Source organism: Streptomyces sp. NPDC001536 (assembly GCF_042894505.1).
Taxonomy (GTDB): Bacteria; Actinomycetota; Actinomycetes; order Streptomycetales; family Streptomycetaceae; genus Streptomyces.
On record NZ_JBIAVQ010000002.1, the window covers coordinates 347,353 to 373,561 of the forward strand.

Sequence of the window (26,209 nt, forward strand, 5' to 3'; positions counted from 1 at the left end):
GCAGCACTTCCGTCCACTGTAGCGGGACGGTCACGCTGCGGTACCTCCCTTGGAAAATGCCGAACGGCCTTGCCCGCCGGGCTTGTTCAGCCGGACACCGCAACCGCCTCCGCGTCCAGCCGCACCCGGCGCGCCGGTCCTTGCGCCCATCGCACAACGAACTCGTCCGGGCCGGTGACATCGACGGTGACCGCCTCCGCCGACGGCACCGGATCGGCCTCGGCGGTGAGCTGTGTCAGGACCACGAAGAGACTCGCCTCGGAGCCGACGACGCCGGTCAGCTCGGGCCGCGCGGTGCCCGCTGTCGCTCCCGGCCCCGACAGGCCTGCGACCGGGACCAGTTCGGAGCGCACGTCGTCGCCCGCTTCCCACCCCGTGACCCGGATCGCCGTTCCCTCGGGCACACCCGTCACGTGGAACGCCCTCACTTCCACCGCTCCGCGGGCCAGGACGACACTGGTCACCCGGCCGCCGGATCCCATACGATGCCGCGACGCCACCCACCCGTCCCCCACCCCGAGCGGCTCGATCCCGGTACGGCTCGGATCGTCGTCGACGATCACGCTGTTGTCGTACGACGGTGAGGGCGCCGTCACCGTGGAGTACGCGAGGCGCGTGTAGTACGGGTCGTAGCGGACGTCCTCGCTGCCGTGGTTGTGGAGGCGGACCAGACCGTCGGAACTGGTCGACTGGATCATCCAGTTGGGGGCGGCGATCGGTCGGACCTCGTCCGCGTGCTCGACGGGGGACGGTTCCTCCTCGGCGGTCCACACCTCGTGGTCCGGCGGAAGGAGCAGGCCGAGGAAGGCCTTGCTCGCCCAGTACGGGGAGGCCGGGCCCGAGTAGCCTTGGAGGACCGCCGGGTCGGGACCGTGCCAGCCGAGGGTCAGCAGGCCGTCGGAGTTCACCGCGCCGCGGTCGAGGAAGTACTTCAGCGCCCCGGAGGCCAGCCGCCGCGTCTGGCCCGGCGTGAGCGGGGTGCGGCCGGTCAGGGCGCCGAGCCACAGCGGGGCCGTCGTGGCGAAACGGTAGGTCAGCGAGCGACCCTGGTGCATGGGGGCGCCGTCGCCGCCGAACAGACGGGCGTAGTCGGCGAGGTGGGCCTCCAACCGTTCACCGTATACAGTCGACAGCCGACTGTCGCCGGCGAACCAGGCGTGCAACACCGGATACAGGTGCATCGCCCAGCCGTTGTAGTAGTCGAACTTCCGGCCCTCGCCGTCGGTGTACCAGCCACCGCCGACATACCACTCCTCGATCCGACCGAGACCGCGGTCGATCGCCTTCCGGGACGCCTCGACCTCGTACCCGATCTCCTGCAAGAAGCCGCCGACCGTGACAGGGAACAACTCCCAGTTGCAGGGCCAGGCCTCGGCGGTCAGCGCGTCACCGAGCCAGGCGGCGGCCCGCTGGCGTACCCCCTCGTCCAGCCGGTCCCACAGCAGCGGGCGCGTCAGCCGCAGCGCCACGGCGATCGACGCCGCCTCCACGAGCGGCTGACTGCGGTCCTCGATACGTGGCCAGACACCGGACACACCGGCCGCGAGGCCTTCCGCGTACCGCTGGAGCGCGGTCTCGTCCTGCCGGAAGGCGGCGAGCAGGATCGTACGGGCGTATCCCTCAAGCCCGTCAGAGAGCCGCCCGGACCAGCTGGTGCGGTCGCCGGGGAAATAGTAAAGGGCCCCCCTCTCGGCGGCGTACGGCTCCGTAGCGGCAAGCAGGCCGTCGGCCGCAGCCTCCCAGTGGGCGCGGGTGTATCCGGTATACGGACTACGGATGCGGTCGTCGGGAGGAAGGTGCATGGAGCTCTCTTTCAGATCTCAACAACGTCCGGCACGGCAACGCGCCTCGTCTTTCAGGGGCGCGGGGCTGTATCGATGTGCGGCTCCGCCGCGCGGGCTCGACCAGCCCCCACCGGCCCGCAGCCACATCACCGCCATTCCACGGCTCACCCAGTGGAACGTACAGGCCTGGGGCGCCCCGGTTCCGGTCGAGGCGCCCCAGGGGCTCATCCCGCCCGCACCAGGCCTCTCGGCACCAGGTGCTGGGCGACGAGTTCGTCGCGGACGAGGCCGGCGTACACCGTGGCCCCGTGCACGGAGGTGTGCGTGTTGTCCCGCTTCTCGTTGTAGAGGTAAATCGCCTTGGACCCCTCGACTCCCAAGGACTCCACGAGCGACTTCGTCCTCGCCGTCAAGTCGATCAGCGGGACGTCCTGCGCGGCGGCGACCGAGCGGATGACTGCGGGGTGGTCGACGCCGAGGCCGTTGACCAGGAGTGCGGTGTTGTTGTTCAGGGTGCCGTCGGAGTTGAACCAGCGTCGCACGATCGGCGTCACGAGGACAGGCTCACCGCCCTTTTCCCGGATACCGGCGACCAGTGTCTCCAGGTTCGTCCGGTAGGTCACCTCGTCGGTGGTCTTGTCGTTGTGGGCGAGCTGCACCAGGACGAGGTCACCGGGGCGGATCAACGGCTGGACGGTGCCGAACAGTTGAGGATTGGACAGATAGGTCACCGTGCTCTCGCCGGAGTCGGCGTAGTTGGCGACGGAGACGCCCTTGCGGAGGTACTGGGGCAGTTGCTGGCCCCAGCCGGAGTAGGGGTCGCCGGGCTGGTCGCAGACCGTGGAGTCGCCGACGAGGAAGATCTGGCGGGTGTGCCGGGCTGGGGTGACCCTGATGTCGGCGAGCGCGGGGGCCGAGCCGCCGAACACGAGATCCAGGCCGGGGGTGCCCTCGGGGCCGGTGGGTTCGCCCTCGGGGGTACGGACGTTCACGGTGAAGCTGCGGGCGGTCCGCTCGCCGGCCGCGACGGCGGTCTCGGGGAGCAGGGAGCGCCGGGTCTCACCGCTGACGCTCGTGCTGGACGCGGCGTCGCCGCCGAGGAGGACCTTCACGTCGTACGTGCCGGCCGGGACGTCGAAATGACAGGCGGTGGCGGTGCAGTTCTCGAGCCCGAGGGGGCGGTGCCCCTCGGCTGCGGCGTGGGCCGGAACGGCGGTCAGCGCGGTGCTCAGGGCGACCGTCGCCAGCAGGGCGAGGTTGAAACGTCTCATTCGAGGCTCCTACGACACACGACAAGGCCTGGCGGCTGGACCGTACCCGTATCGGCAAGCGCTTTCTAGACTCTGAGTCGATTTCACATGATTGCCAACCTCCAGCAAGCGAAAGCCCTTTCGCGAAGTCGATTCAACTGTCACTCTCGCTCTCACCCGCATCACCCCCACATGTCCTCGAAGGAGGCACCCCCATGTCCGGATCCGCAGCGAACAGCCCGGTCCGACGCCGCACCTTCGTCCTCGGCACGGCGGCCGCCGCCGGATCGGCCGCGCTCGCCGGACCGCTCGCCGACACGGCCTCGGCCGCGGCCTTCGGCTACACCGACGACGGCTCGAACTACGTCGTCGACACCGGCGCCAACCTCGTCTTCAAGGTCAGCAAGACCAACGGCGACCTCACCTCGCTGGTCTACCGCGGCACCGAGTACCAGGGCTACGGCGGCAAGAACTCCCACATCGAGTCCGGCCTCGGCACCTCCACCGTGACCATCGGCCAGTCGGGCTCGACGATCCTGATCTCGGTCACGTACGGCACGCTGAAGCACTACTACGCGGCCCGCAGCGGCGAGAACAACGTCTACCTGTGGACCAACAAGGCCGACACCTCCGTCTCCGCGACCCGCTTCATCGTGCGCGTCAAGGCGGGCCTGTTCCTCAACGACGAGCCCGACTCCTACACCTACGCGCCCACCACCATCGAGGCCTCGGACGTCTTCGCGAAGTCCGACGGCCAGACCCGCTCCAAGCACTTCTCGAAGCTGCGGGTGATCGACTACAACTACGTCGGCTGGACCACCGGCAGCGTCGGCCTCTACGTCGTCCGCTCCAACCACGAGAAGGCCTCCGGCGGCCCCTTCTACCGCTCCCTCCTGCGCCACCAGAGCGCCGACGGCGGCGGTCTGTACGAGATCCTCTACTACGGCCAGAACCAGACCGAGGACCAGCGCTTCGGCCTCCAGGGCCCCTACGTCATCGCCTTCACGGACGGCGGCGCCCCCTCCTCGTCGCTGTACCCGGGCACCCTCACCACCTCGTGGGCGGACTCGCTTGGCCTGTCCGGGTATGTGGCGGCGAGCGGCCGGGGCCGGGTCGCCGGCGTCGGGATCACCGGGCGGAACACGTCGTACGCGTACACGGTCGGGCTCGCCAACTCGGCCGCGCAGTACTGGGGTTCGGCCAGGTCGTCGGACGGCTGGTTCTCGATCGGCGGGGTACTGCCGGGCACGTACACGCTGACCGTCTACAAGAGCGAGTTGGCTGTATACAGTACATCGGTAACCGTATCCGCCGGTGGGACGACCACGCTCAACACCATCGCGATCCCGTCCTCGAACGACCCGAGCAACGCGAGCGCGATCTGGCGGATCAACGACTGGAACGGCACGCCGAGCGGCTTCAAGAACGCCGACCTGATGACGTACGCCCACCCCTCCGACGTCCGCGCCTCCGCCTGGACCGGCAACGTGGTCGTCGGCAGCGGCACCGAGACCTCGGCCTTCCCCTGCTACATCTGGAAGGACGTCAACAGCGGTCTCCTGGTGTACTTCAGGCTGACCGCGGCCCAGGCCGCCGCCGCGCACACATTGCGCATCGGCGTGACGACGGCCTACGCCAACGGCCGCCCGCAGGTCGTCATCAACGACACCTGGACCTCCGCGATCCCCTCCCCGCCCACCCAGCCGAACACCCGGTCGCTGACCAACGGCTCCTACCGGGGGAACAACTACACGTTCACCTACAGCGTTCCGGCCAGTGCCTGGCTCACGGACACCAGCCAGTACAACGTGCTGAAGATCAACGTGGTGAGCGGGTCGGGGTCGACGGCTTACCTCAGTGCGGGCACGGCGATCGACGCGATCGATCTGCTCGCCTGACCTGACGTCATGTTCCGCGCGTCCACTGCTGGTTGGTCGCTCCGTTGCAGGTGTACGTGATGATCGCGGCGGAGTTGGCGGTGGACGCGCCGTTCACGTCCAGGCACTCCCCGGTGGCGCGGGCCTTGACCTGCCAGTAGCTGCCGGAGGCGGTGAGGCTCCACTGCTGGGTGGTGGCGGTGCCGCAGTTCTCCTGGGTCACGTTGGTGGAGTTCTCCTGGAGGCACAGGGAGCTGCCGCGGCCGACGAGCTGGTAGTAGCCGGTGCCGAGGTCCTTGAACCACCACTTCTGGTTGCCGCCGCTGTTGCAGGTGTACTGATTGATCGCGATGCCCTGCCACAGCGACTGGTTGGGCACGTCCGCGCACTTGGAGCTGTTGCGGGCGATCAGGGTGTTGTACGTCGCGCTCGTCCCGGAGACCGTCCCGGCGGCCGCGTCGACGGTGACCTCGGGGTACCAGGACATCGACATGGTCGTGGAGCTCGGGAAGGTCAACGGCAGCCACACATAACGGGAGTCGTTGACGGTGCCGCCGAAGGAGTTGCCCCAGCGGTCGCCCATGTAGAGGTACGAGGTGCCCGAAGTGCCCTGCACGGGAAGGACGTACGCGGTCTGCGAGTTGTACGTCGTGGAGTCGCCGATGTTCGCCATCGACGTCCACGGTCCGGCCAGCGAGGTCGCGGTGGCGTACTGCTGCTGGTTGGCGTTCCAGCCGGTCGCGCCGGACGTCAGCATGAAGTAGACGCCGCCCCGCTTGAAGAGGGCCGGGGCCTCGCGGTGGCCGCCCGCCCAGGGGTTGGCGACCAGGCTGTCGATGGCCGTGTAGGCGGAGTTGAGCCTGTAGATGTGCAGGTCGTAGTTCTCGTTGGCGGCGGACACCATGTAGCCGGTGCCGTCCGTGTCGACGAACGTCGTGATGTCACGGGACATGTGGGTGCCCAGCGGACGGAAGCTGCCCTGGTAGGTGTAGTTCCCGTCGACGGTGTCGGAGACGGCGACGGCGGCGCGGGCCTCGCTGTAGTCGGTGCCGTTCTCCTTGTGCATCCACATCACGAACTTGCCGGTGGAGGCGTTGTACATGACCTTGGGCCGCTCGATGTAGGCGGTGCCCAGCTCGGCGGCGGAGGACTGGGTCAGGACGTTGTTCCTGAACTCCCAGTTCTTCAGGTCGGTGGAGCGGTAGGCGGACACGTACCGGAAGGTGTTGTCGGAGTTGCGGTTCTCTCCGAACCAGTAGTAGTACGACCCGACCTTGATGACCCCGCCGCCGTGGGCGTGCAGGGCGTTGCCGGAACTGTCCGTGAACTGGACGCCGTTGGGGATCGTCAGAGCGGCGGCCCGGGCAGGTCCCGCGGTGACCAGGGCGCCGGCCAGCGCCAGACAGAGGGCGAGCAGTACCGCGTACGCACGTCTCATCTCACGCACTCTCCTTCACCGAGTCGGTGGCGGTGTCCGCCACCGGTATGCCGAAGTCCGGGGTGCCGTCCGCGTGCCAGCCCAGCTTCTGGACGCGGGTGTGCCGGTTGGGGTCGTTCAGCGGGTCTCCGACGATGTCCTTGTACTGGCGGGCGTGGTAGACGAGGACGTCGCTGCGGCCGTCCTCGGCGACCGTGAAGCTGTTGTGGCCGGGGCCGTACTGCTTGGTGGTGTCGTTGCTGGTGAAGACCGGGGTGGGCGACTTGGACCAGTTGGCGGGGTCCATGAGGTCGGCGTCCGCGTCGACGGTCAGCAGGCCCATGCAGTAGTTGAAGTCGGTGGCGCTGGCCGAGTAGGACATGAACAGACGGCCGTTGCGGGCGATGACCGACGGCCCCTCGTTGACCTTGTAGCCGATGCACTCCCAGTCGTACTCGGGGGTGGAGAGCCGGACTTGAGGCCCTGTCAGGGTCCAGGGGTTCGCCATCTTCGACAGCCACAGCGCGGTGTTGTTGCCCATGCCGGGCTCGTGCTGGGCCCAGGCGAGGTAGCGGCTGCCGCGGTGGGTGAAGGTGGTGGCGTCGAGGGAGAAGGTCTCCCAGGCGGTCTTCAGCTGGCCGCGCTCGACCCAAGTCCCCTTGAACGGGTTGGGGTTGGCGTTCTCCAGGACCCAGATGCGGATGTCCCAGACGCTCTCGGCGGGTGCGGAGGCGAAATAGATGTACCACTTGCCGCCGATGCGGTGGATCTCCGGCGCCCAGATGTGGGCGCCCATGGGGCCGGTCGCGTGCTTGGTCCAGATCACGGACTCGGGTGCGGTCGTCAGCCCGTTCAGGGTGCGGGAGCGGCGCAGGATGATCCGGTCGTACTCGGGGGCGGTGGCGGTGAAGTAGTAGTGGCCGTCGGAGTGACGGTGGATGTGGGGGTCGGCGCGGTTGCGGACGAGCGGGTTCACGAACGGGGGTGTCTTCTTCGTGGTCGGCGCGGCTGCGGCTGCGGTGGGGGTCGCGGCCAGGGCGCCCGCGGCCAGGGCGCCTTTCAGCAGCAGTCGCCTGTCGGGGACGTCGGGAGTGCGGCTCATACGGACTGCCTCTCGGGTGGGGGTGTCCTGAGAGCGATGTTCGATATTGAGAACATCTGTTGTTATTGCGAACAGCCGAAAGGTAAGGCTGGGGAACAGGGAGGTCAACGGGTCGGACGCGACTAAAGAAGGCGCTTTCTACGGGGCGGCGTCCGGGCGGGAACTTTTCTGTTATCCCCGAGCGGTCCGACCCGTCTCCGTTCCGTGCGCAGCCATACCTACAAGACAGCAGCCGCAGCCGGCGCCCTCGCGACGGTCGCCTTCCTGATCGCCGTTCCCCCGGCGCAGGCCGCCGGCACCCGCGACATCACCGCCGACGTGCTCGCGGGCCGTGATGTGACGCTCGCCGGCGACACGGTCGTGACCGTCCCCTCCGGGACGACGACGTACGACGGCGTCCTCCGCGGCGAGGGCACGCTCACCGTGCGCGGCAACGGAACGCTGATCCTCACCCGGGACAGCGACTTCACCCTGCCGAAGTCCCGGCAGCGGCAGAAGGTGTCGATCCAGGGCGGCAACCATCCCTACGTCACCACGACCACCCCCGACCCGCCCGCGATCACGGTCGCACGCGGGGCGACGCTCCAGTACGGCAACGGCGGCTCGACCGGCCTGATCGGCCATTTCCCCTACGGCACTCCGCAGTTCGCGCTCAACCAGGACAACATCCGGGTCGACGGCACCCTGAGGCTCTCCCTCAAGAACGCCGCCTACAACCTGGGCACCATCAGCGGCTCCGGACTGATCACCCAGCCGCGCTTCCTCTGGGGCACGTGGGACCTGTCGGGCATCCACACCTTCTCCGGAGTGATCGACAACGGCACGCAGGTCAACGCCGGGCGACCGGAGTTCGCGACCTCGCTGCCGAACGTCCGCAAGATCCTCAACCAGGGCACCTGGACCGTCGACACCCCGCTGGGCCAGACCGTCACCCAGGGCATGGACTTCTACCAGCGCGAGTACGGCAGCGACATCAACGTCCAGTCCCGGCCGGGCAGCAAGGTCATCCTGACCGGCCAGTACAGCTGGTCGAACCAGGGCGGCGACACCGACCCCTCGCTCAGCGACCCGACCCTGAACTGGACGCCCGCGCGCAAGAACGTCAACAAGCGCGGCACCAACATCAAGGGTGCGAACGTCCAGTGGGGCGACGGCACGACGAACAAGATCTTCATGCCGGGCACGGCGGAGACGGTCTACATCAACCTGCTGGCGGCGCGGTCCCGTTCGCTGCTCACGTTCGACTACAACGGGCCGGTGACGCTGGGCGCCCCCATCGGCGGCGGCAGGTTCCACGACACCCTGTCCGCACCCGGTGCCGGGGACGTCGTGATCGCCGGGACGCGCGGGAACGACGTCACGTTCGCGGCCGTGCAGTACTACGACGGCTCGACGACCGTCGAGAAGGGCGCGGTGCTGCGGCTGGGCAGCGGTCGGTCGGGGGGCGACGGTGGACTGTATACCGCAGGCAGTCTGTACAAGGTCGTGAACAACGGCTCGCTCGTGCTGAACAACGTCGGCAAGGCGCTGACCCTGTCCCGGATCGCCGGCAGCGGGTCGGTCACCCAGGCGGGCACCGCGACGACGACCCTGACGGGCAGCGGGGTGGCGTACACGGGGACGACGACGGTGAAGAAGGGCACGCTGGCGCTGCGGCAGGGGGCGACCCTGGGGCGCAGCAAGGCGATCCGGCTGACCACCGCGGGCTCCCGGCTGGACGTGGGCACGACGGGGCTGCGGGTGGCGACCACGCTGAGCGGCAAGGGCACGGTGAAGGGCTCGGTGACCAACGACGGGGTCGTCGCCGGCGGGCTCACGGTCTCCGGGAACTACACACAGAGCGCGAAGGGCGAACTCGTCCTGCGCGACAAGCCGTTGAAGGTGACCGGTGCGGTGCGGCTGGCCGGGGGCCTGGACCTCGCGGCCGCCGGGACCGAGCCCGCACGCAGGATCACCGTGCTGAACCACACGGGCGACTCGAAGACCGGTGGCACGTTCACCGGGCTGAAGGAGGGGGCGAAGGTCAGGCTCGCCGACACCGACTACCGGATCAGCTACAAGGGGGGCGACGGGAACGACGTCGTGCTCAGCGCGGCCACGGCGACGAGCAAGTCCCCTTGGCCTTCCGGTGCTTCATCCTCCGGCGCCGTGGCGACCCGCACCGTGGGCGCCGCGGAGGACGACCGCATGGGCTGGTGGCCGTACGCGCTGGCGCTCGGCCTGTTGAGCGGACTGGCGGTCCCGGCAGCCAGGCACCGACGCGGGAACCGTCGCCGGGGCGGGCGGCACGCGGCGTAACGCCGGGAGACGCATCGCCGGACCGGGACGAGGGCGCATGGGGCGGGTGCACGCCCGGGCGATCGGGGAAGTGGTCCCGGACCAGGGGCTGGTGCCAGGCCTCGTCGTCGTCGAGGAGTTCCTGGCCGAGGGTGTTGCTGCCGACGTACTGCCGCAGGAAGCGATGCGAAAGCCATGGCTCGTCGACTGTATGCAGTCTCCCCTGTCCGGTATACAGACTCCCCTGTGCCGTACCCAGTCGACGGGCGTGCTCGACATGCCGGGCCACACTCCACCCGGTGCCCGGCTCACCCCGCACCCGTTCCAGCCACAGCGCCACATCCCCGTCGGCCCGTTCCACGCAGGCCAGCAGCCGGGGCGCGCGGATGCCGTACGGCGCCCAGACCTGGGCCAGTCCGGACGCGTACACATCGGCCTCGCGCCGCCAGTAGTTCCAGTGCCGGGGGTCGTCGGAGGCGGCCCAGCGACCGCTGGCCTCCTTGGTACGGGTGAGCACCTTCAGTACGGCGGAACGGTCGCCCGCGTGGACGGCCCAGACGCCGCCGGTGACGCCGTTCCTGGGGTTGTGGGTGAGCGGTTCCAGACGGGCCGGGCCGGAGAAGGGGCCGAGGACGTCACCGGCCTCGGCGTGTACGACATCGGTGTCAGCGGGCATCCGCCAAGGCTAGGCCGGGCGGCGGGCGACACGATCACGTTCGGCCACACCGAGCCTGTTCGCGAGGTGGACAAGCGCGGCCCCAGACCCGTCCCCGGAGTACCGTCGACGGCATGACCAGCAACTCCTCCCTCGCCGAGGCCCTCGCCGCCGGGACCGTCGTGCTCGACGGCGGCATGTCCAACCAGCTCGAGTCCGCCGGACACGACCTCAGCGACGAGCTGTGGTCGGCGCGGCTGCTCGCCGAGCGGCCCGAGGCGATCACCGAGGCGCATCTCGCCTACTTCGAGGCGGGCGCGGACGTGGCGATCACCTCCAGCTACCAGGCCACCTTCGAGGGCTTCGCCAAGCGCGGGATCTCGCACGAGCGCGCGGCCGAACTGCTCACGGCGAGCGTCGAGTTGGCCCGCGAGGCGGCCTCGCAGGCGAAGGCGAAGGGCGTCACGCGGCCGCTGTGGGTGGCGGCGTCGGTCGGCCCGTACGGGGCGATGCTGGCGGACGGCTCCGAGTACCGGGGGCGGTACGGCCTGAGCGTCGACGAGCTCGAGCGTTTCCACCGGCCCCGCCTTGAGGTGCTCGCCGCCGCCGGGCCCGACGTACTGGCTCTGGAGACGGTGCCGGACGCGGACGAGGCGCAGGCGTTGGTGCGGGCGGTGCGTGGACTGCGTACACCCGCCTGGCTTTCGTATTCGATCGACGGTCGGCACACCCGCGCCGGCCAGCCACTGGAGGAGGCCTTCGCCCTGGCCGCCGACGCGGACGAGGTGATCGCGGTCGGTGTGAACTGCTGCGCGCCCGAGGACGTGGACGCCGCGGTCGAGATCGCCGCCCGGGTCACCGGCAAGCCGGTCGTCGTCTATCCCAACAGCGGCGAGGCCTGGGACGCCGAGGCCCGTACCTGGAACGGACGCTCCTCCTTCGCCCCCGGCCAGGTGCGCGCCTGGCGGGAGTCCGGGGCCCGGCTGATCGGCGGATGCTGCCGCGTGGGGCCGCAGGCGATCACGTCGATCGCGGGGACGCTGGCCGAGGCGTAGGGCGACGCCGGGCGACAAAGAGAAAGGCAAGGAGTCTGCTGCCCCTTGCCACTCTCAACCTATAGCGCACTATGGGCCTTGCGGCAAGACCCCCCTCGTGCCGCAGAATCTCCGGTCGAAGCCAGAAGCTGGCGAAATCAGCGATTCGCGCACTGCATGCGCTTATGGGGGTCTCATGATCGACGTGATCATCGCCGGTGGCGGTCCTACCGGCTCGATGCTGGCCGGTGAGCTGCGGCTGCACGGTGTGCGGGTGCTCGTGCTGGAGAAGGACGCCGAGCCCGCCGCGTACGTCCGCTCGCTCGGCCTCCACGTCCGCAGTATCGAGGTGATGGACCAGCGCGGCCTGCTGGAGCGGTTCCTCGCACACGGCCGTCAATTCCCCGTCGGCGGTGGCTACTTCGCCGCCATCGACAAGCCGGTGCCCGAACTGGACACCGCACACGGCTACATCCTCGGCATCCCGCAGCCCGTCACCGACCGCCTGCTGGCCGAACACGCCACCGAGCTCGGTGCCGAGATCCGGCGCGGCTGCGAGGTGGTGGGGGTGAGCCAGGACGAGGACGGGGTGAACGTCGAACTGGCCGACGGCACACGGCTGCGCTCGCGCTATCTCGTCGGCTGCGACGGCGGGCGCAGCACGGTGCGCAAACTGCTCGGCATCGGCTTTCCCGGTGAACCCGCCCAGACCGAGACGCTGTTGGGCGAGATGGAGGTGACCGAGAGCCAGGAGCGGATCGCCGCTGTGGTGGCGGAGATCCGGCAGACCGAGAAGCGGTTCGGTCTCGGGCCCGTCGGGGAGGGGCGGTACCGCGTCGTCGTACCCGCCGAGGGGGTGGCCGAGGACCGCTCGGTGCCGCCGACCCTGGAGGAGTTCAAGAAGCAGTTGCGGGCCTATTCCGGCACCGACTTCGGGGTGCACTCGCCCCGTTGGCTCTCCCGGTTCGGGGACGCCACCCGGCTGGCCGAGCGCTACCGGGCCGGCCGGGTGCTGCTGGCCGGCGACGCGGCGCACGTCCACCCGCCGTTGGGCGGTCAGGGGCTCAACCTCGGTATCCAGGACGCGTTCAACCTGGGCTGGAAGCTGGCCGCCGAGATCACCGGCCGGGCTCCCGAGGGGCTGCTGGACAGCTACGAGGCCGAACGGCGTCCGGTGGCCGCCGCCGTACTGGACAACACCCGCGTGCAGAACCTGCTGATCTCCGACGACCCGACCGCCCAGGCCGTGCGGCGGCTGATGTCGGAGCTGATGGACTTCGACGGCGTCACCCGGCACCTGATCGAGAAGGTCACCGCGCTCGACATCCGCTACGACGTCGGCGAGGGCCACGAACTGCTCGGCCGGCGGCTGCGGGACGTCAAGCTGAAACAGGGGCGCCTCTACGAGCTGATGCACGGCGGCCGCGGGCTGCTCCTCGACCGGACCGGCGGCGGCCGGCTCTCGGTCGCGGGCTGGGCGGACCGGGTCGACCATGTCGTCGACGCGAGCGAGGAACTGGACGTGCCCGCGCTGCTGTTGCGGCCGGACGGCCATGTGGCGTGGGTCGGTGACGACCAGAAGGAGCTGCTCGACCGGCTGCCCCGCTGGTTCGGCGCCGCCACCGGCTGAGCGCGCGGCCATGCGGGCGGTCCGCGAGATGGACTACGTCGCCGACGCGCGCCAAGGCGATCGCGGGCGTCGGCACGCCCGCGCTGGCGTTCGTGCTCGAGGACATCACCGGCCCGTCGTTCGCGCTGATGGCGCACGGCGTGGAGCGTGAGGCGACGCGGCTGGGCCATCCGTGCCTGGTGTGCAGCACGGAGGGCGACGCGCGGCACGAGCTGGAGTTCGTGGAGATGATGCGCGCGCAGCGGGCGGCCGCGGTGATCCTGGTCGGCGGAACAGGGGCGCGAGCGCGGTCATCTCGCCGCCCACCGGGCGCGCGGCATCGAGCTCGCCGAGGAACTCGTGCTGCACGGCGACTTCACCCGCGACTCGGGTCACCGGCTGATGCGCGAGGCGCTCGGACTTCACGACCGTGGTCGCCGCCACCGCCATGGTCGCGACGGGCGCGCTGACCGCGCTGCACGAGGCGGGTCTCCGTGTGCCGGGCGCTGTGTCGCCGGCCGGGTACGACGACATCCCGTTCGCCCGGGATCTGCATCCCGCGCTGACGACCGTGCATGTTCCCTACGAGGAACTGGGCAGGCTCGCCGTGAGGACCGCGCTGGGGCGCGAACCGAACACCCCGGACGAGCATCTGCTGCTGGGCACGCATGTGGTGGTACGGGACTCCGTGGCGCCGCTGAAGGAGCAGGCGGCGGCCGCGGGCACCGTGGGCCTCTTGTAGCGGAACCGGTTGCTTCTTATGCTCACGACCTCGGCAAACGCTTTCTATCCTGGAGCCTCCCGCATGAGCACCGGCCCCGTCCGTCTCACCCCGGGCGCGCGCACCGCCCTGCGTCCCGCGACAGCCGCCCGCATCACCGACGGATTCTGGGCGGCCCGCCGCACCACCAACGCCGACGTCAGCATTCCCCAGGGCCCCGCCCGGCTGGAGGCGGCCGGAAACCTCGGCAACCTCCGCGCCGCCGCCGACGGCAAGGGCGCCTACGCGGGCGACTTCCCGTTCCAGGACTCGGACGTGCACAAGTGGCTGGAGGCGGCGTCCTGGCAGCTCGCGGACCGCCCAGGTGACCCCGAACTGGCCGCTCATGTGGACGAGTTGACCGCGCTGCTGGCCGCCGCGCAGGACACGGACGGCTATCTGCAGACGTACTACCAGGTCGCCCACCCGGACCGGCGCTGGCAAGAGCTGGGCTGGGGCCACGAGTTGTACTGCGCGGGCCATCTGCTCCAGGCCGCGGTGGCCCACCACCGGGCGACGGGACGCCGTGAACTCCTCGACGTCGCCGAGCGGTTCGCCGCCCACATCGACTCGGTCTTCGGCCCGGGCAAGCGCATCGACAGCGTGTGCGGCCACCCCGAGATCGAGACCGCCCTGGTAGAGCTGTACCGGGAGACCGGGGAGCGGCGCTGGCTGGAGCTGGCCGGGCACTTCGTGGACCGGCGCGGGCACGGGCTGCTCGACGCCGACGTCAACCCCCATCTGGGCCGAGCCTATTGGCAGGACCACATACCGGTACGCGAGGCCACGACCGTCTCCGGTCACGCCGTACGGCAGCTGTATCTGTTCGCGGGTGTGGCGGACCTGGCCGCGGAGACGGGCGACCGTGAACTGTATGCGGTCGCCGAGCGACTGTGGAACGCGATGGTGGCGACCAAGACGTATCTGACGGGCGGGGTCGGCGCCCGTCACGAGGGCGAGTCCTTCGGGGAGCCGTACGAACTCCCGCCGGACCGGGCCTACGCGGAGACCTGCGCGGCCATCGCCTCGATCCAGTGGTCATGGCGGATGGCGCTGCTGACCGGCGACGCGAAGTACTCCGACCTCGTCGAACGCACCCTCTACAACGGCTTCCTGGCCGGCGTCGGCCTCGACGGCGACAGCTGGCTGTACGTCAATCCGCTCCAGGTGCGCGAGGAGTACGAGGGCGCGTACGAACCGGACAAGACGGCCCGCCGCACCCCCTGGTTCCGCTGCGCCTGCTGCCCGCCGAACGTCATGCGGCTGCTCGCCTCGCTCCCCCACTACATGGCGAGCGGCGACGCCGAGGGGTTGCAGCTCCATCAGTACGCGACGGGCGTGTACGAGGCCGGAGGCGGCCGGGTCCGGGTGGAGACCGGCTACCCCTGGGACGGGCGGATCGCGGTGACCGTCGAGGAGGCGCCGGACGCCGACTGGACGCTGTCGCTGCGGGTCCCGTCCTGGTGCACGGACTTCACGGCGACGGCCCCCGACGGCGAACCGCCCGCCGAGACCCTCCCCGGCTGGCTGCGGGTGCGTCGCCGCTGGTCGCCGGGTGACACCTTCACCCTCGACCTCGAACTGGACGCCCGGCTCACCCGCCCCGACCCGCACGTGGACGCCGTACGCGGCTGCGTGGCCATCGAACGCGGCCCCCTGGTCCACTGCCTGGAGGGAGTGGACCAGCAGCCCGGCATCCGCTTCGAGGACCTGACCCTCCCCTACGGATCCCGCCTCTCGGTCCGGCACGATCCCGAGCTGCTGGGCGGGGTCGCTGTCGTCACTGCCGACGGACGGCGCCGGGGAGGCGGAGACGTCGTACCACTGACCGCAGTTCCGTACTACGCGTGGGCGAACCGTCAGGAGGGGCCGATGCGGGTGTGGATTCCGGAGGGGTGACGTCGGCGGTCCAGAGGGCGAAACCGGCATCGCGGGGACCGTGTGCCGTGTACGGCGGACTGTATGCGAAATCCGGGCGACCGTCGGCTGTCCACTGCTGCCGGCCGTCGATCGCGTAGTCCGACCGACCGTCACCGATGTCGCCGAAGATCCGCACCGGGTGCGTCTCGTCCCACGCCTCCCAGCCCGGATCCCCGTCGACCGCGAACCGCACCCACGCCCCGTGCATGGCCTCGGCCAGCTCGTGCGGCGCTCCCTCCCCGGCGAGCTTGGCCGACTCGGGGCTGTCGCCCGTGTCGAAGACGAAGCCCAGTTCCAGGGCGTGGCAGGAGCCGAGGTCGGGAAGGTTGGAGGGCCAGGCGAACTCGTAGACGTACGCGCTGCCGGGGCGGGCGTCGGCCAGGCGGTGCAGGGGTATCCGCAGCAGATGGTCGGTGACCATCTGGCCGACGATCTCGGCGGTACCGGCGTCGGGGTGCAGCATGCGGTATCCGCGCGGTACCTCGTGGCCGGTGTGACAGCGGGCCATGGCGCCGGCCAGGGCGACGGCGCCGAGGCGGTCGACGCGTTCCAGGAGGCCGCCGGGGACCAGCCAGAGCCGGTACTCGTCGCGGGTCCAGCCGGCCATCAGGTCGACGTCACGGGCCGCGCCGCCCTCGACGAGGGCCTCCAGGGGGTCGCGGGGGACGAGGTCGCCGTCGACGACGATGCCGAAGGCGGGGCCGCCGAGCACCGGGCTGCTGAGCCGGCCGACCTCGCCCTGGGTGCGCAGCAGCAGGTCGCGGTCGACCTCGGCGAAGGCGGCCGCGGTGGCGGGGATCCTCAGCCGGGTGGCCATCCGGCGCACCATCCGCCGTACCTTGTCGCGGTCGGCGGCCTCGGGCGGACCGCTCTGGAGGATCGCGCGCCGCACCAGGCCCTGGGCCTGCGGTGCGGCGAGCAGGGCGCCGGTGCTGATGGCGCCCGCGGACTGGCCCGCGAGGGTGATGCGGGCGGGGTCGCCGCCGAAGGCCTCGATCGACCGGTGCACCCACTCCAGTGCGGCGAGCTGGTCGCGCAGGCCCGGGTTGGCGGGGGCGTCCGGGAACAGGCCGTAGCCCTCGACTCCCAGCCGGTAGTTCACGGAGACGAAGACGACGCCGTCACGGGCGAAGGCACGCCCGTCGTACACCGGCACGGCGGAGGATCCCCTGGTCAGGGCGCCGCCGTGCAGCCAGACGAGGACCGGGAGGCGGGCCCCGCTGCCCGGCTCCGGTGTCCATACGTTGAGGTTGAGACAGTCGTCGCCGGGCACGATCGGGTCGGACAGGTACTGCGCGAAGGCTTCCGAGTACGGCGGTTTCGGCGCCGTCGGCCCGAAGGCCCCCGCGTCCCGCACCCCGTCCCACGGCTCGGGCGGGAGGGGCGGCCGGAACCTTCGGGGGCCGAAGGGGGGCGCCGCGTAGGGAATGCCCCGGAACACCACGATCCCGTTCTCATGACGGCCGCGGACGGCTCCGTACGGCGTGTTCACCACGGGATCCTTCTGGACTGCTGCCGTCATTCGACCACCAGCCTCCTCGCCGCGCTCATGCACCGGTAACAACAGAGCACCACATCACGGCGCGCTATTCCGGTGCACGGGGCGAACTGGAGGCTGTTCGAGGTACATCGCATACAGTCCGCTACCGCCTGTACACGGTGTGCGGTGCGCAGTGATCGACGCGCGCCGGCTGCGGTGGAGTCCATGCCGTGGACGTGGTCGACGCGTCGTTCAGCGCCGATTTCACAGGGTTTCGGCTGACCTGCCGGTACCCCTCGGCCTCTTCCCGACTTTCCGCGGCGAACCTAGGGTAGGAAGCGCTTACTATCCGCCTTGGTCGAATACTTTCCATGGCCCTCGGGCGGGCCGGAGAGGTGGTTCCCGATGGTCCGTACGGGGAGTGCGAGCGTGGCGGCCGGGCCGACGCTGGCGGTCGTGGCACGGGAGGCCGGGGTGTCCGTGCCCACCGCCTCCAAGGTCGTCAACGGGCGGGAGGACGTCGCTCCCGAGACCCGCCGCCGGGTCACCGAGGCCCTGGACCGGCTCGGCTATGTCCGCAGACCCCGCTTCGACGCGGCGAAGCCGCCGGCGCTGGTCGACCTCGTCGTGCACTCGCTCAACAGCTCCTGGTCGGGGGCGGTGCTGCACGGTGTGGAGGAGGCCGCGCACGACGCGGGCCTGGAGGTGGTGGTGTCGGCCGGGCTGACCCGCCGACGGTGCGGGCGGCCGGAGCGGGGGTGGCTGGACAAGCTCATCGCCCGTGGTTCGTCAGGGGTGTTGTTCAATCTGGCCGAGCTGACGGCATCCCAGTACGCGTGGCTGGAGCAGCACCGCATCCCGTTCGTGATGATCGACCCCGTGCTGGAACCGCCCGCGGGCGTGGTGTCGGTGGGTGCGGCGAACTGGCAGGGCGGGATGGCCGCGACCGAGCATCTGCTGGCACTGGGCCATGAGCGGATCGCGGTGATCGCCGTGAGCCGGCGCAAGATGTGCAGCACCGCGCGGGTGGCCGGCTACCGTTCGGCGCTCGCGTCGGCGGGGGTGCGGCAGCGGCCGGAGTACGTACGCCACGCCGGGTTCGACGAGTCCGTCGCCCGCGACCGCATGCGGGAACTCCTCGACCTTCCCGAGCCGCCCACCGCCGTCTTCGTCTGCTCCGACCGAATGGCCCTCGGCGTCTACGAGGCCCTGGCGGAACGGGGGTTGAGCATCCCGGACGACCTGAGCGTCGTCGGCTTCGACGACCTCCCCGAGTCCCGCTGGGCCAGCCCCGCCCTCACCACCGTCCGCCAGCCGCTGTCGGAGATGGCGGCGACGGCTACGCGGCTGCTGGTGCGGATGATGGAGGGGAAGCGGCCGGAGGGGACGCGGACGGAACTGTCGACGCGGTTGGTGGAGCGGGCCAGTACGGGGCGGCCTCGGGGGTAGGGGTGGGTCGGCGGGTCCCTGACGGGGATCTACGTGGCCCGCCAGACCGTCACGTCCGCCGTCAGGGAGCTGATTCCGGGTGTGTCCCACAGCGCGGTGTTCTTCACCTGGACCACGAGCAACGCGATGTCTCCGGAGGGGTGCCTGACGCAGAACTCGCTGCCGGCGGCAGCGGCGGCCAGCGGGAAGTCTTGGTAGATCTCGCCGCCCTCGTCCTCGGCGCCACCGAGGATCCAACGGCAGTCCCCCAAGGTGGTACCCGGTTCCTCGGCCATGTACTGGACGATCAAGCTGTCGTCGCTCTGCAGCGTGCAACCGACGGATTTGCAGGTGAAGCGGACGTCGCCCTTGCGGTCCTCGCGGGTCGCCGGGCGTTTGCCGTCATGGAGGTACAGGGAGTTCTTCTCGGTCAGCATCTGGGGCACGTCCGCCGATATCGCCCGAGGCTGCCCGGCGGACGTCGAGGCCGAGGAGGAACTCGGCGCCTCTTCCGCCGCATCCTCGACCTCCGTGTCCGCCCCGGCCGACGCCGACGCCCCCGCCGTCCGCCCCGAAGCCGTCGCACCCGGCGTCGAGGAAGACGTGGTCGGACCCAGCCCCCCGGCCCCGTCCGCCCCTCCCCCGGCCTTCCACACAAGCCCCGTCACCAGCAACGCGCCCGCGGCCACAACCCCGCCCGCGATCAGCGCCGTACGACGACGCCCCCGCCGCTGTTCCGGCACCACCGGTACCGTCGCCCGCGCCGGGGCGATCAGCGGCATCGTGTGGACCGGCGTCGGGTCGGGGACCGGGGCCGGGACGGCCACCTCGGGCCCTGTGATCTCCTGCCACACCGCCGGTCCGCCGCCAGCATCCGCGTCCCGGCCGAGCCGCTGCTGGCACCACTCGACGACCTCGGCGAGGGTGGCCCGGTCCTGGGGGGCCTTGGCGAGGCACCGCTCGATCAGCGGCCGGAGCGACTCCGGCAGCCGGGACAGGTCGGGGTCGGAGTGGACGATGCGGTAGAGGATCGTGGCCGAGGGGCCGTCGCCGTAGAGCGGTGAGCCCAGGGCCGCGAAGGCCGCGGTCTGGCCCAGCGCGAAGACGTCCGTCGCCGGTGTGATCTCGCCGGCGACCGCCTGCTCGGGGGCCATGAACTGCGGTGTGCCGACGGCGGCTCCCGTGGCCGTGTACGCCGTGGTGTCGGCGGCCAGGGAGATACCGAAGTCGATGACCCGGGGGCCGTCGGCGGCCAACAGCACGTTGGAGGGCTTCAGGTCCCGGTGGACGATCCCCTCGCCGTGGATCGCCTGGAGCGCCTCGGCCACGCCCGCCATCAGCCACAGCACCGCCGGCACCGGCAGCGGGCCGCGTCGGTGGACGGCTTCCGCGAGGGAAGGTCCGGGGACGTAGAGCGTGGCCAGCCAGGGCGGACGGGCGTCCGCGTCGGCGTCGATGAGCTCGGCGGTGTAGGCGCCCCGCACCCGCCGGGCCGCCTTGATCTCCCGGCCGAAGCGCCGCCGGAAGTCCGGGTCGTCGGCCAGCTCCGGACGTACCACCTTGATCGCCACCGGTCGGCCGCCCGCCGTGTGCGACAGATAGACCCGACCCATGCCACCCGCGCCGAGCCGGGCGGCGAGACGGTAACCGGCCACCACGGGCGGATCCTCCACCTGAAGTGGCTGGAACACGTCAGCCGCGTTGTTCACCTGTCCCCCTGCTCCCCTGTCGCGCCGATCCGATCACCCGTGCGACGACAGCAGCCTAAAGGGTTTTCTGTGACTGCTGACCAGGGTCGGGACCTCAACCCTCCAACCGGGCCGCCCACCCGATCCCGCCCCGTAGATGCGCCCGGAAGTCGGGGTCCTCATACGCCTCGGCGGCATGGCCCAGCGCCGTGTAGAAGACCCGGCCCGCGCCCTGTTCGCGGCACCACACCAGCGGATGGTCGGCGCCCATGCCACCGCCGTCGTAGGACGACTCGTCGGCGCGGGCCAACACCCGTACCGTGCCACGGGGGTTGGTGCGGAAGTCGTACCACTCGTCGGTGAAGTCCCATACGGCGGGCAGGTGTCGGGTGGCCGGGTGCTCGTGGTCCTCGACGACGGCCTTGCCGGGCTGGTAGTCGGGGTGCCGGTCGAAGCGGGCGCCCAACAGTTCGCCGTAGTAAGGCCAGTCGTACTCGGTGCAGGCCGCCGCGTGCACGCCCACGAAGCCGCCGCCCGACTCGACATACCTGGCGAGGCGTTCGCGGCCTGTCGGGGTGAGGACCTCGCCGCTGGTGGAGAGGAAGACGATCGCGGCGTACCGCTCCAGGGGTGACTCCAGTGCCGTCGGGTCCTCGCTCGCGTCGACCTCGAAGCCGCCGAGGGTGCGTACGGCGGCGATGCCGGCCGGGATGGAGTCGTGGCGGTAGTCGGTGGTGCGGGTGTAGACGAGGAGTCGAGGTGCCATGTCGGCGACCCTATGCCGCGGGCGGTCCAGGTCCCGCTGAAGTGATCGAGCCGAGAATTTCGCTCAGCCACTCGACACCCCGAGCGGCGACCGGCCGCCGCTCAGGTGTTCCATCCCGGAGGCCGGTCTGCGTAGCCTCGACTGCACGATGAACACCATTCCCGCACGACTTGACCACCTTGTCCTCGCAACTCCCGATCTGGCGGCGACGGTCGCCGACTTCACCCGGCGGACCGGTGTGGCGCCCGCTCCCGGCGGGGTGCACATCGGGTTCGGCACCCGCAACCACCTGGTGTCGCTGGGCGGCACCGGCTATCTGGAGATCGTCGGCCCGGACCCGGAGCAGCCCGAGCCGCAGGGGCCGCGCCCCTTCGACGTGGACACCCTGGCCACGCCCCGCACGGTGACCTGGGCGATCAGTCCGCCGGACCTGGACGCGGCGGTCGCGGCCGCCCGGGCCCGGGGGTACGACCCGGGCGCGGTGCATCCGATGAGCCGTCGCAGACCGGACGGCACCCTGCTGGAGTGGCGGCTGACGGACGGCGAGACCCAGCACCCCTCCGGTCTGGTGCCGTTCCTCATCGACTGGGGCACCGCGGTCCACCCCTCCGCCTCCGGCCTGCCCGCCACTCCCCTGCTGGAGCTGTCCGCGACCGCGCCCGACCCGGACGAGATCCGCGTGCTGCTTGCGGCGCTGGACACCGAACTCACCGTCACCGAGGGGCCGGTGGGGCTCTCCTTCACGGTGGACAGTCCGCTGGGGCCGGTCCGCTTCGACTGACGGCGGGCAGCATCGCGACGACATGTCCGATTCCTTCAAGACCGGCCGCCCCCGTGCTGCCTACGGTGGCCGCATGACTCCACGTTTCGATGCCATCGGTCTGATCGTCTCCGACATGGCCGCCTCCGTCGCCTTCTACCGCCGCCTGGGGTTCGAGTTCCCCGAGGGCGCCGAGCAGGAGGGGCATGTCGAGGCTCAACTGCCGGGCGGGCTGCGGATGTTGCTGGACACCGAGGAGGTGGTGCGCTCCTTCCACGCGGGCTGGCGGCCGCCGACCGGCGGCGGTCGCACGGGGCTTGCCCTGCGCTGTGACAGTCCCGCCGAGGTGGATGCGGTCTACGAGGAGCTGGTGGGCGCCGGTCACCACGGTGAGCTGAAGCCGTGGGACGCGGTCTGGGGCCAGCGGTACGCGAGCCTGCTCGACCCGGACGGCAACGGCGTCGACCTGTTCGCGCCGCTACCCCCGGCCCAGTAGTTCGGTCAGCGGCACACCGGCCAACTCCTTGACGTCCCGCGCCAGATGAGCCTGGTCGGCGAAGCCTGCGCGCACCGCCGTGTCCGCGTACGGCACTCCGCGCCGAGCCAGGCCGAGCGCCCGCTGGAGCCGCAGCACCCGGGCCAGGGTCTTGGGGCCGTACCCGAACGCGGTGAGGCATCTGCGGTGCAACTGGCGGGCGCCGAGGGCGAGTTCGTCGGCGGTGGCGGCGACCGGCCGGCCCGCGTCGAGGGCCTCCACGACATGTCGTAGCAGAGGATCGCCGGGTTCGGCATCGGCCGCCCGTCCCAACGCGACCTCTTCGAGCCCGCTCGCCGGATCAGCGGCCGCGTTCACGCGCGCGGTGAGCCGCCGTACCTCGGCGGCGGGCCAGAGGTCGGCGAGGTCGACGCGCCGGTCGAGCAGCTCGCGGGCGGGAACGCCGAGGAGCGCGGGCGCGGTACCGGGAAAGAAGCGAACTCCCGCCCATGCGCTCGGCGCGCCTTCGGTGACGTACGCGCGCGTGTCGGGCCCGGCGACAAGCAGCCGCCCTTCGTGCCACAGCAGATCCATGCACCCGTCGGGCAGAACGCGCCCGGGGCCGGATCCGGACGGGGTATTGGTCCAGACGACGGCACCGTCGAGCCGGGAGGCCCACTCCGCGTACATGAGAACCAGGCTAGGCGGCACCCACCCACGGGCGCGAGCCACCACCCAGGCCCCGCACCCGCCGACGCTCCTACGCCGGCCTCCCCCGATGCTCCTGCGGACTCACCCCGTACACCCGCTTGAACGCACTCGACAACGCGAACGCACTCCCGTACCCCACCTGCCGGGCGATCGCATCGAGCGTCGCGTCGCTGTCCCGCAGCCGGTCCGCCGCCAACGCCAGCCGCCACCCCGTCAGATACGTCATCGGCGGCTCCCCCACCAGCTCCGTGAACCGCCGGGCGAGCGCGGCCCGGGACACCCCGGCTTTCGCCGCGAGGGACGCCACCGTCCAGGGGTGTGCCGGATCGTCCTGGACGAGTCGCAGCACCCGCCCGACGACCGGGTCCGCCATCGCCCGGTACCAGGCCGGTGCCGCCGCCTCGGGACGGGAGAACCACGCCCGCAGTGCCGCGATGACCAGCAGGTCGAGCAGCCGGTCGAGGACGACCTCCTGGCCGGGTTCGTCGCGCACGATCTCCTCCATGAGGAACGGCGTGAGCGGGCAGTCCCACACGTCGGAGGTGAGCGTGAGCAGGGGCGGCAGCGCGTCGAGGAGCCTTCCGCTGACCTCGCCCTGCCACAGGTACGTGCCGATGAGCATCACGGCCGACCCGTCGAGCCGGTCGCCCCAGGTGCGTACGCCCAGGTCCATGGAGCCGTTCAGGGCGCGCCCGTCGGGGTAGTGGCACTCGGCGCCCGGCAGGATCACCGCCTGCGGTGCCGTGCCGGGGTCGTCGGCGCAGGTGTAGGGGTCGGGGCCGCGGGCGATGGCGAGGTCGCCGGCGCGCAGCCGGACCCTCCCCCGGCCTTCGGCCGGGGGGATCCCCATCTCGCTTCGCTCTCCGGCGTCCGGCATGATCCACGCCTCGCCGCGGATCATGAGCATGACGGTGAGGGGGGCACGGTCCTCGATGCGTACGCACCAGGGGGGTTCGAAACACGCTCGGATCATGAAGGCGCCCCGCGCGCGGGGGCCCTCCAAGAGGCCTGCGAGAGCGTCCATGCGGCCAGCGTAGACGGCCGCGTATGGGAATGAGCCGTTCAGCGATGGGGTCTTGGGGCGTGCGGCCGTTGACTGGAGGCATGGCAGACAACACGGCGAAGCAGACAGTGGTGGTGACCGGCGCCTCGGGTCGTACGGGCAGCCGGGTGGCTCAGGCGGTAGGGGCGGCGGGGTTCGAGGTGCGGGCGGCGTCCCGGGCCCAGGGCTTCGACTGGGAGGACCCGACGACCTGGGCGGAGGTCCTGCGGGACGCGGACGCGGCGTATCTGATGTACCCGTCCGACGTCGGTTCCCCGGCGGCGGCCGAGGCAATCGGGGCGCTCGCCCGGGAGGCGGTCGGACTCGGCGTACGGCGGCTGGTGCTGCTGTCGGCGCGGGGTGAGACGCAGGCGCTGGCGACGGAGGAGGCGCTGAGGTCGTCGGGGGCGGACTGGACGGTCGTACGGGCGTCGTGGTTCTCGCAGAACTTCAGTGAGGGGCCGCTGGTGGAGGAGTTGCGGCGGGGGGAGCTGGCGTTTCCTGCGGGTGAGGTGCCGGAGCCGTTCCTCGACGTGCGGGACATCGCGGATGTGGTGGCGGTGGCGTTGACGTCCGGGGACGCCTATGTGGGGCGGACGCTGGAGCTCACCGGGCCCCGGTTGCTGTCGTTCCGGGAGGCGGTGGCGGAGATCGCCGAGGCCGCCGGGAGGGAACTGGTGTACATCCCGGTTGCGGCGCGGGAGTACGGGGAGGCGCTGGTGGGGTTCGGGGTGCCGCCCGAGGAGGCGGAGTTCCTGGTGGAGGTGTTCGAGGGGTTGCTCGACGGGCGGAACGCGCGTCTCACGGACGGGGTCCGGGAGGTGCTGGGGCGTGCGCCTCGGGAGTTCGGGGACTTCGTACGGGAGGCCGCGGCGGCGGGGGTGTGGAAGGGGTAGCGCCACGCGGGTGCGGGAGCGCTGCCGGGTGCCGGTCGTTCGTGGCCGGTCGCGCCCCGCGGCGGAGCCGCGCACCGATACAGTCCCGCGCCCCTGAGGTTCCCCCGGCCACCCCACACCTCTAGACCTCTAGGAACCGTCCTCCTTGTGCGGCGGATGCGTGCTCTTCACGTGCGTCCGCAGTCTCGACGTCACGTCCTCCGGTGGCAGGAACCGCGACCACCGCTCCGGGAACTCCGAGGGCATGTCGGGGTCCTCCGGGTCGATGTCGCGGTGGGCCGCGGCACGGGCGACGTACTCGGCGACCTGCGCCTCGCGGACCCTCTCGTTCGCGGCGCGGGCCGCCGCCGTCGCGGCGGCCGGCCAGACACGGTCGATCGCGGCGTTGACCGCGGCGCCTACGAGGACGGCGAAGGCGGAGACGCCGATCCACAGCATGACGGCGACGGCGGCGGCGAGGGAGCCGTAGATCGACGCGCCCTCGATGGTGTTCGTGAGGTAGATGCGCAGCAGGAAGCTGCCGAGCACCCACATGGCGAGGGCGACCAGCGCGCCGGGCACGTCCTCGATCCAGGGGGAGCGGACGGGGACGGACACGTGGTACAGCGTGGTCAGGAAGGCGATCGACAGGACGATCACCACCGGCCAGTACAGGATCTGCACGAGGGTCTCCGACCACGGCACGATCCGTACCACCGCGTCCGGTCCCGCGACCATCAGCGGCAGCGCGATGGAGCCGATCAGCAGGGCCGCGAGGAAGAGCAGGAACGCCACCAGGCGGGTCTTGACGATCCCCCGGACGCCGTCGAGGCCGTACATGACGGTGATGGTGTCGATGAAGACGTTGACCGCGCGGGAGCCGGACCACAGGGCGAAGAGGAAGCCTATGGAGATGACGTCGGGACGGCCGCCGTTCATCACGTCGTCGAGGATCGGCTGCGCGATCTGCCGTACGCCCTTGTCGGACAGGACGGTGCGCGAGGCCTCCAGGAGGTTGGCCTCAAGGCTGCTGATGCTGTCGGTGCCGGTCCAGTCGTCGACGTAGCCGAGCAGGCCGATCATGCTGAGCAGCAGCGGCGGCACGGACAGCAGCGTGAAGAACGCGGCCTCGGCCGCGAGGCCCAGGATGCGGTACTCCATGCACGAATTGACGGTGTCCTTGATCAGCAGCCAGGCGGTCCTGCGCTTGGAGACGTCCCGATAGAGGGCACGCGCCCGGTGGAGGCGGCCGGAGGGGGGCCGCTGGGGGGATTCACTTGCTGGCTGCACGCCCTAAAG

The 26,209-nt window shown here is 70.9% G+C and carries 20 protein-coding genes and 1 pseudogene; 11 read left to right on the forward strand and 10 right to left on the reverse strand.

What is annotated here, in order from left to right; all coding sequences use genetic code 11:
* Positions 1-86: 86 nt before the first annotated feature.
* Positions 87-1,802, reverse strand: a complete 1,716-nt coding sequence (locus tag ACFY0U_RS06760) for a DUF2264 domain-containing protein (RefSeq protein WP_388631281.1) — start codon at positions 1,800-1,802, stop codon at positions 87-89.
* Between the two features lie 206 nt (positions 1,803-2,008).
* Complete coding sequence (locus ACFY0U_RS06765; protein WP_388631284.1) at positions 2,009-3,055, reverse strand: rhamnogalacturonan acetylesterase; 1,047 nt, start codon at positions 3,053-3,055, stop codon at positions 2,009-2,011.
* 194 nt (positions 3,056-3,249) lie between these two features.
* Here ACFY0U_RS06765 and ACFY0U_RS06770 point away from each other — a divergent pair, with 194 nt between their 5' ends.
* On the forward strand, positions 3,250-4,932 hold the full coding sequence (locus ACFY0U_RS06770) for a rhamnogalacturonan lyase B N-terminal domain-containing protein (RefSeq protein ID WP_388631287.1): 1,683 nt from the start codon (positions 3,250-3,252) through the stop codon (positions 4,930-4,932).
* Between the two features lie 7 nt (positions 4,933-4,939).
* Here ACFY0U_RS06770 and ACFY0U_RS06775 read toward each other — a convergent pair whose 3' ends face one another.
* Positions 4,940-6,349 (reverse strand): RICIN domain-containing protein, encoded by a 1,410-nt coding sequence (locus tag ACFY0U_RS06775; protein ID WP_388631290.1) that lies wholly within the window; start codon positions 6,347-6,349, stop codon positions 4,940-4,942.
* A 1-nt stretch (position 6,350) separates the two neighbouring features.
* Positions 6,351-7,430, reverse strand: coding sequence for a family 43 glycosylhydrolase (locus ACFY0U_RS06780; RefSeq protein ID WP_388631292.1), 1,080 nt, complete (start codon positions 7,428-7,430; stop codon positions 6,351-6,353).
* Between the two features lie 204 nt (positions 7,431-7,634).
* Between ACFY0U_RS06780 and ACFY0U_RS06785 the strand changes: the two genes are divergently transcribed.
* From ACFY0U_RS06785 to ACFY0U_RS06810, 6 genes and pseudogenes are all read left to right on the forward strand, one after another.
* Positions 7,635-9,728 carry an autotransporter gene (locus ACFY0U_RS06785; RefSeq protein WP_388631295.1) on the forward strand — a complete coding sequence of 698 codons (2,094 nt, stop codon included), beginning with the start codon at positions 7,635-7,637 and terminating at the stop codon, positions 9,726-9,728.
* Positions 9,729-9,765: 37 nt separating this feature from the next.
* Positions 9,766-10,500: a hypothetical protein gene (locus ACFY0U_RS06790; protein ID WP_388631298.1), complete on the forward strand. Its 735-nt coding sequence runs from the start codon at positions 9,766-9,768 to the stop codon at positions 10,498-10,500.
* Complete coding sequence (mmuM, locus tag ACFY0U_RS06795; RefSeq protein ID WP_388631301.1) at positions 10,497-11,417, forward strand: homocysteine S-methyltransferase; 921 nt, start codon at positions 10,497-10,499, stop codon at positions 11,415-11,417. Before ACFY0U_RS06790 ends, mmuM begins: the two co-directional genes overlap by 4 nt.
* 175 nt (positions 11,418-11,592) lie before the next feature.
* Entirely contained in the window at positions 11,593-13,026 is a 1,434-nt protein-coding gene (gene rox / locus ACFY0U_RS06800) for a rifampin monooxygenase (protein WP_388631303.1), read from the forward strand.
* 10 nt (positions 13,027-13,036) lie between these two features.
* Positions 13,037-13,747, forward strand: a pseudogene (locus tag ACFY0U_RS06805) (LacI family DNA-binding transcriptional regulator); the annotation flags it as partial.
* Positions 13,748-13,810: 63 nt separating this feature from the next.
* Complete coding sequence (locus ACFY0U_RS06810; RefSeq protein ID WP_388631305.1) at positions 13,811-15,664, forward strand: glycoside hydrolase family 127 protein; 1,854 nt, start codon at positions 13,811-13,813, stop codon at positions 15,662-15,664.
* Here ACFY0U_RS06810 and ACFY0U_RS06815 read toward each other — a convergent pair.
* A complete protein-coding gene (locus ACFY0U_RS06815) occupies positions 15,546-17,207 on the reverse strand; it encodes a carboxylesterase/lipase family protein (protein ID WP_388631308.1) in 1,662 nt (553 codons plus the stop codon). The genes ACFY0U_RS06810 and ACFY0U_RS06815 overlap by 119 nt on opposite strands.
* 363 nt (positions 17,208-17,570) lie before the next feature.
* On the opposite strand from ACFY0U_RS06815, the gene ACFY0U_RS06820 reads away from it, so the two are divergent.
* Positions 17,571-18,614, forward strand: a complete 1,044-nt coding sequence (locus ACFY0U_RS06820) for a LacI family DNA-binding transcriptional regulator (RefSeq protein ID WP_388631311.1) — start codon at positions 17,571-17,573, stop codon at positions 18,612-18,614.
* Positions 18,615-18,643: 29 nt separating this feature from the next.
* Here ACFY0U_RS06820 and ACFY0U_RS06825 read toward each other — a convergent pair whose 3' ends face one another.
* Both ACFY0U_RS06825 and ACFY0U_RS06830 read right to left on the reverse strand, forming a co-directional pair.
* Positions 18,644-20,302 carry a serine/threonine-protein kinase gene (locus tag ACFY0U_RS06825; RefSeq protein WP_388631313.1) on the reverse strand — a complete coding sequence of 553 codons (1,659 nt, stop codon included), beginning with the start codon at positions 20,300-20,302 and terminating at the stop codon, positions 18,644-18,646.
* A gap of 94 nt (positions 20,303-20,396) precedes the next feature.
* Positions 20,397-21,047, reverse strand: a complete 651-nt coding sequence (locus ACFY0U_RS06830) for a ThuA domain-containing protein (RefSeq protein WP_388631316.1) — start codon at positions 21,045-21,047, stop codon at positions 20,397-20,399.
* Positions 21,048-21,195: 148 nt separating this feature from the next.
* On the opposite strand from ACFY0U_RS06830, the gene ACFY0U_RS06835 reads away from it, so the two are divergent.
* The gene (locus tag ACFY0U_RS06835) at positions 21,196-21,828 is read left to right on the forward strand and encodes a VOC family protein (protein ID WP_388631319.1); all 633 of its coding nucleotides are present in this window, start codon (positions 21,196-21,198) and stop codon (positions 21,826-21,828) included.
* A gap of 22 nt (positions 21,829-21,850) precedes the next feature.
* Complete coding sequence (locus ACFY0U_RS06840; RefSeq protein ID WP_388631322.1) at positions 21,851-22,303, forward strand: VOC family protein; 453 nt, start codon at positions 21,851-21,853, stop codon at positions 22,301-22,303.
* Here the strand turns inward: ACFY0U_RS06840 and ACFY0U_RS06845 are convergent.
* Positions 22,286-22,972: a helix-turn-helix domain-containing protein gene (locus ACFY0U_RS06845; RefSeq protein ID WP_388631324.1), complete on the reverse strand. Its 687-nt coding sequence runs from the start codon at positions 22,970-22,972 to the stop codon at positions 22,286-22,288. The genes ACFY0U_RS06840 and ACFY0U_RS06845 overlap by 18 nt on opposite strands.
* Before the next feature lie 70 nt (positions 22,973-23,042).
* The gene (locus tag ACFY0U_RS06850) at positions 23,043-24,017 is read right to left on the reverse strand and encodes an AraC family transcriptional regulator (protein WP_388631327.1); all 975 of its coding nucleotides are present in this window, start codon (positions 24,015-24,017) and stop codon (positions 23,043-23,045) included.
* An 80-nt stretch (positions 24,018-24,097) separates the two neighbouring features.
* On the opposite strand from ACFY0U_RS06850, the gene ACFY0U_RS06855 reads away from it, so the two are divergent.
* Complete coding sequence (locus tag ACFY0U_RS06855) at positions 24,098-24,931, forward strand: NmrA family transcriptional regulator (protein ID WP_388631329.1); 834 nt, start codon at positions 24,098-24,100, stop codon at positions 24,929-24,931.
* A 129-nt stretch (positions 24,932-25,060) separates the two neighbouring features.
* Here ACFY0U_RS06855 and ACFY0U_RS06860 read toward each other — a convergent pair whose 3' ends face one another.
* Entirely contained in the window at positions 25,061-26,200 is a 1,140-nt protein-coding gene (locus ACFY0U_RS06860) for a YihY/virulence factor BrkB family protein (RefSeq protein ID WP_388631332.1), read from the reverse strand.
* Between the last annotated feature and the right edge of the window lie 9 nt (positions 26,201-26,209).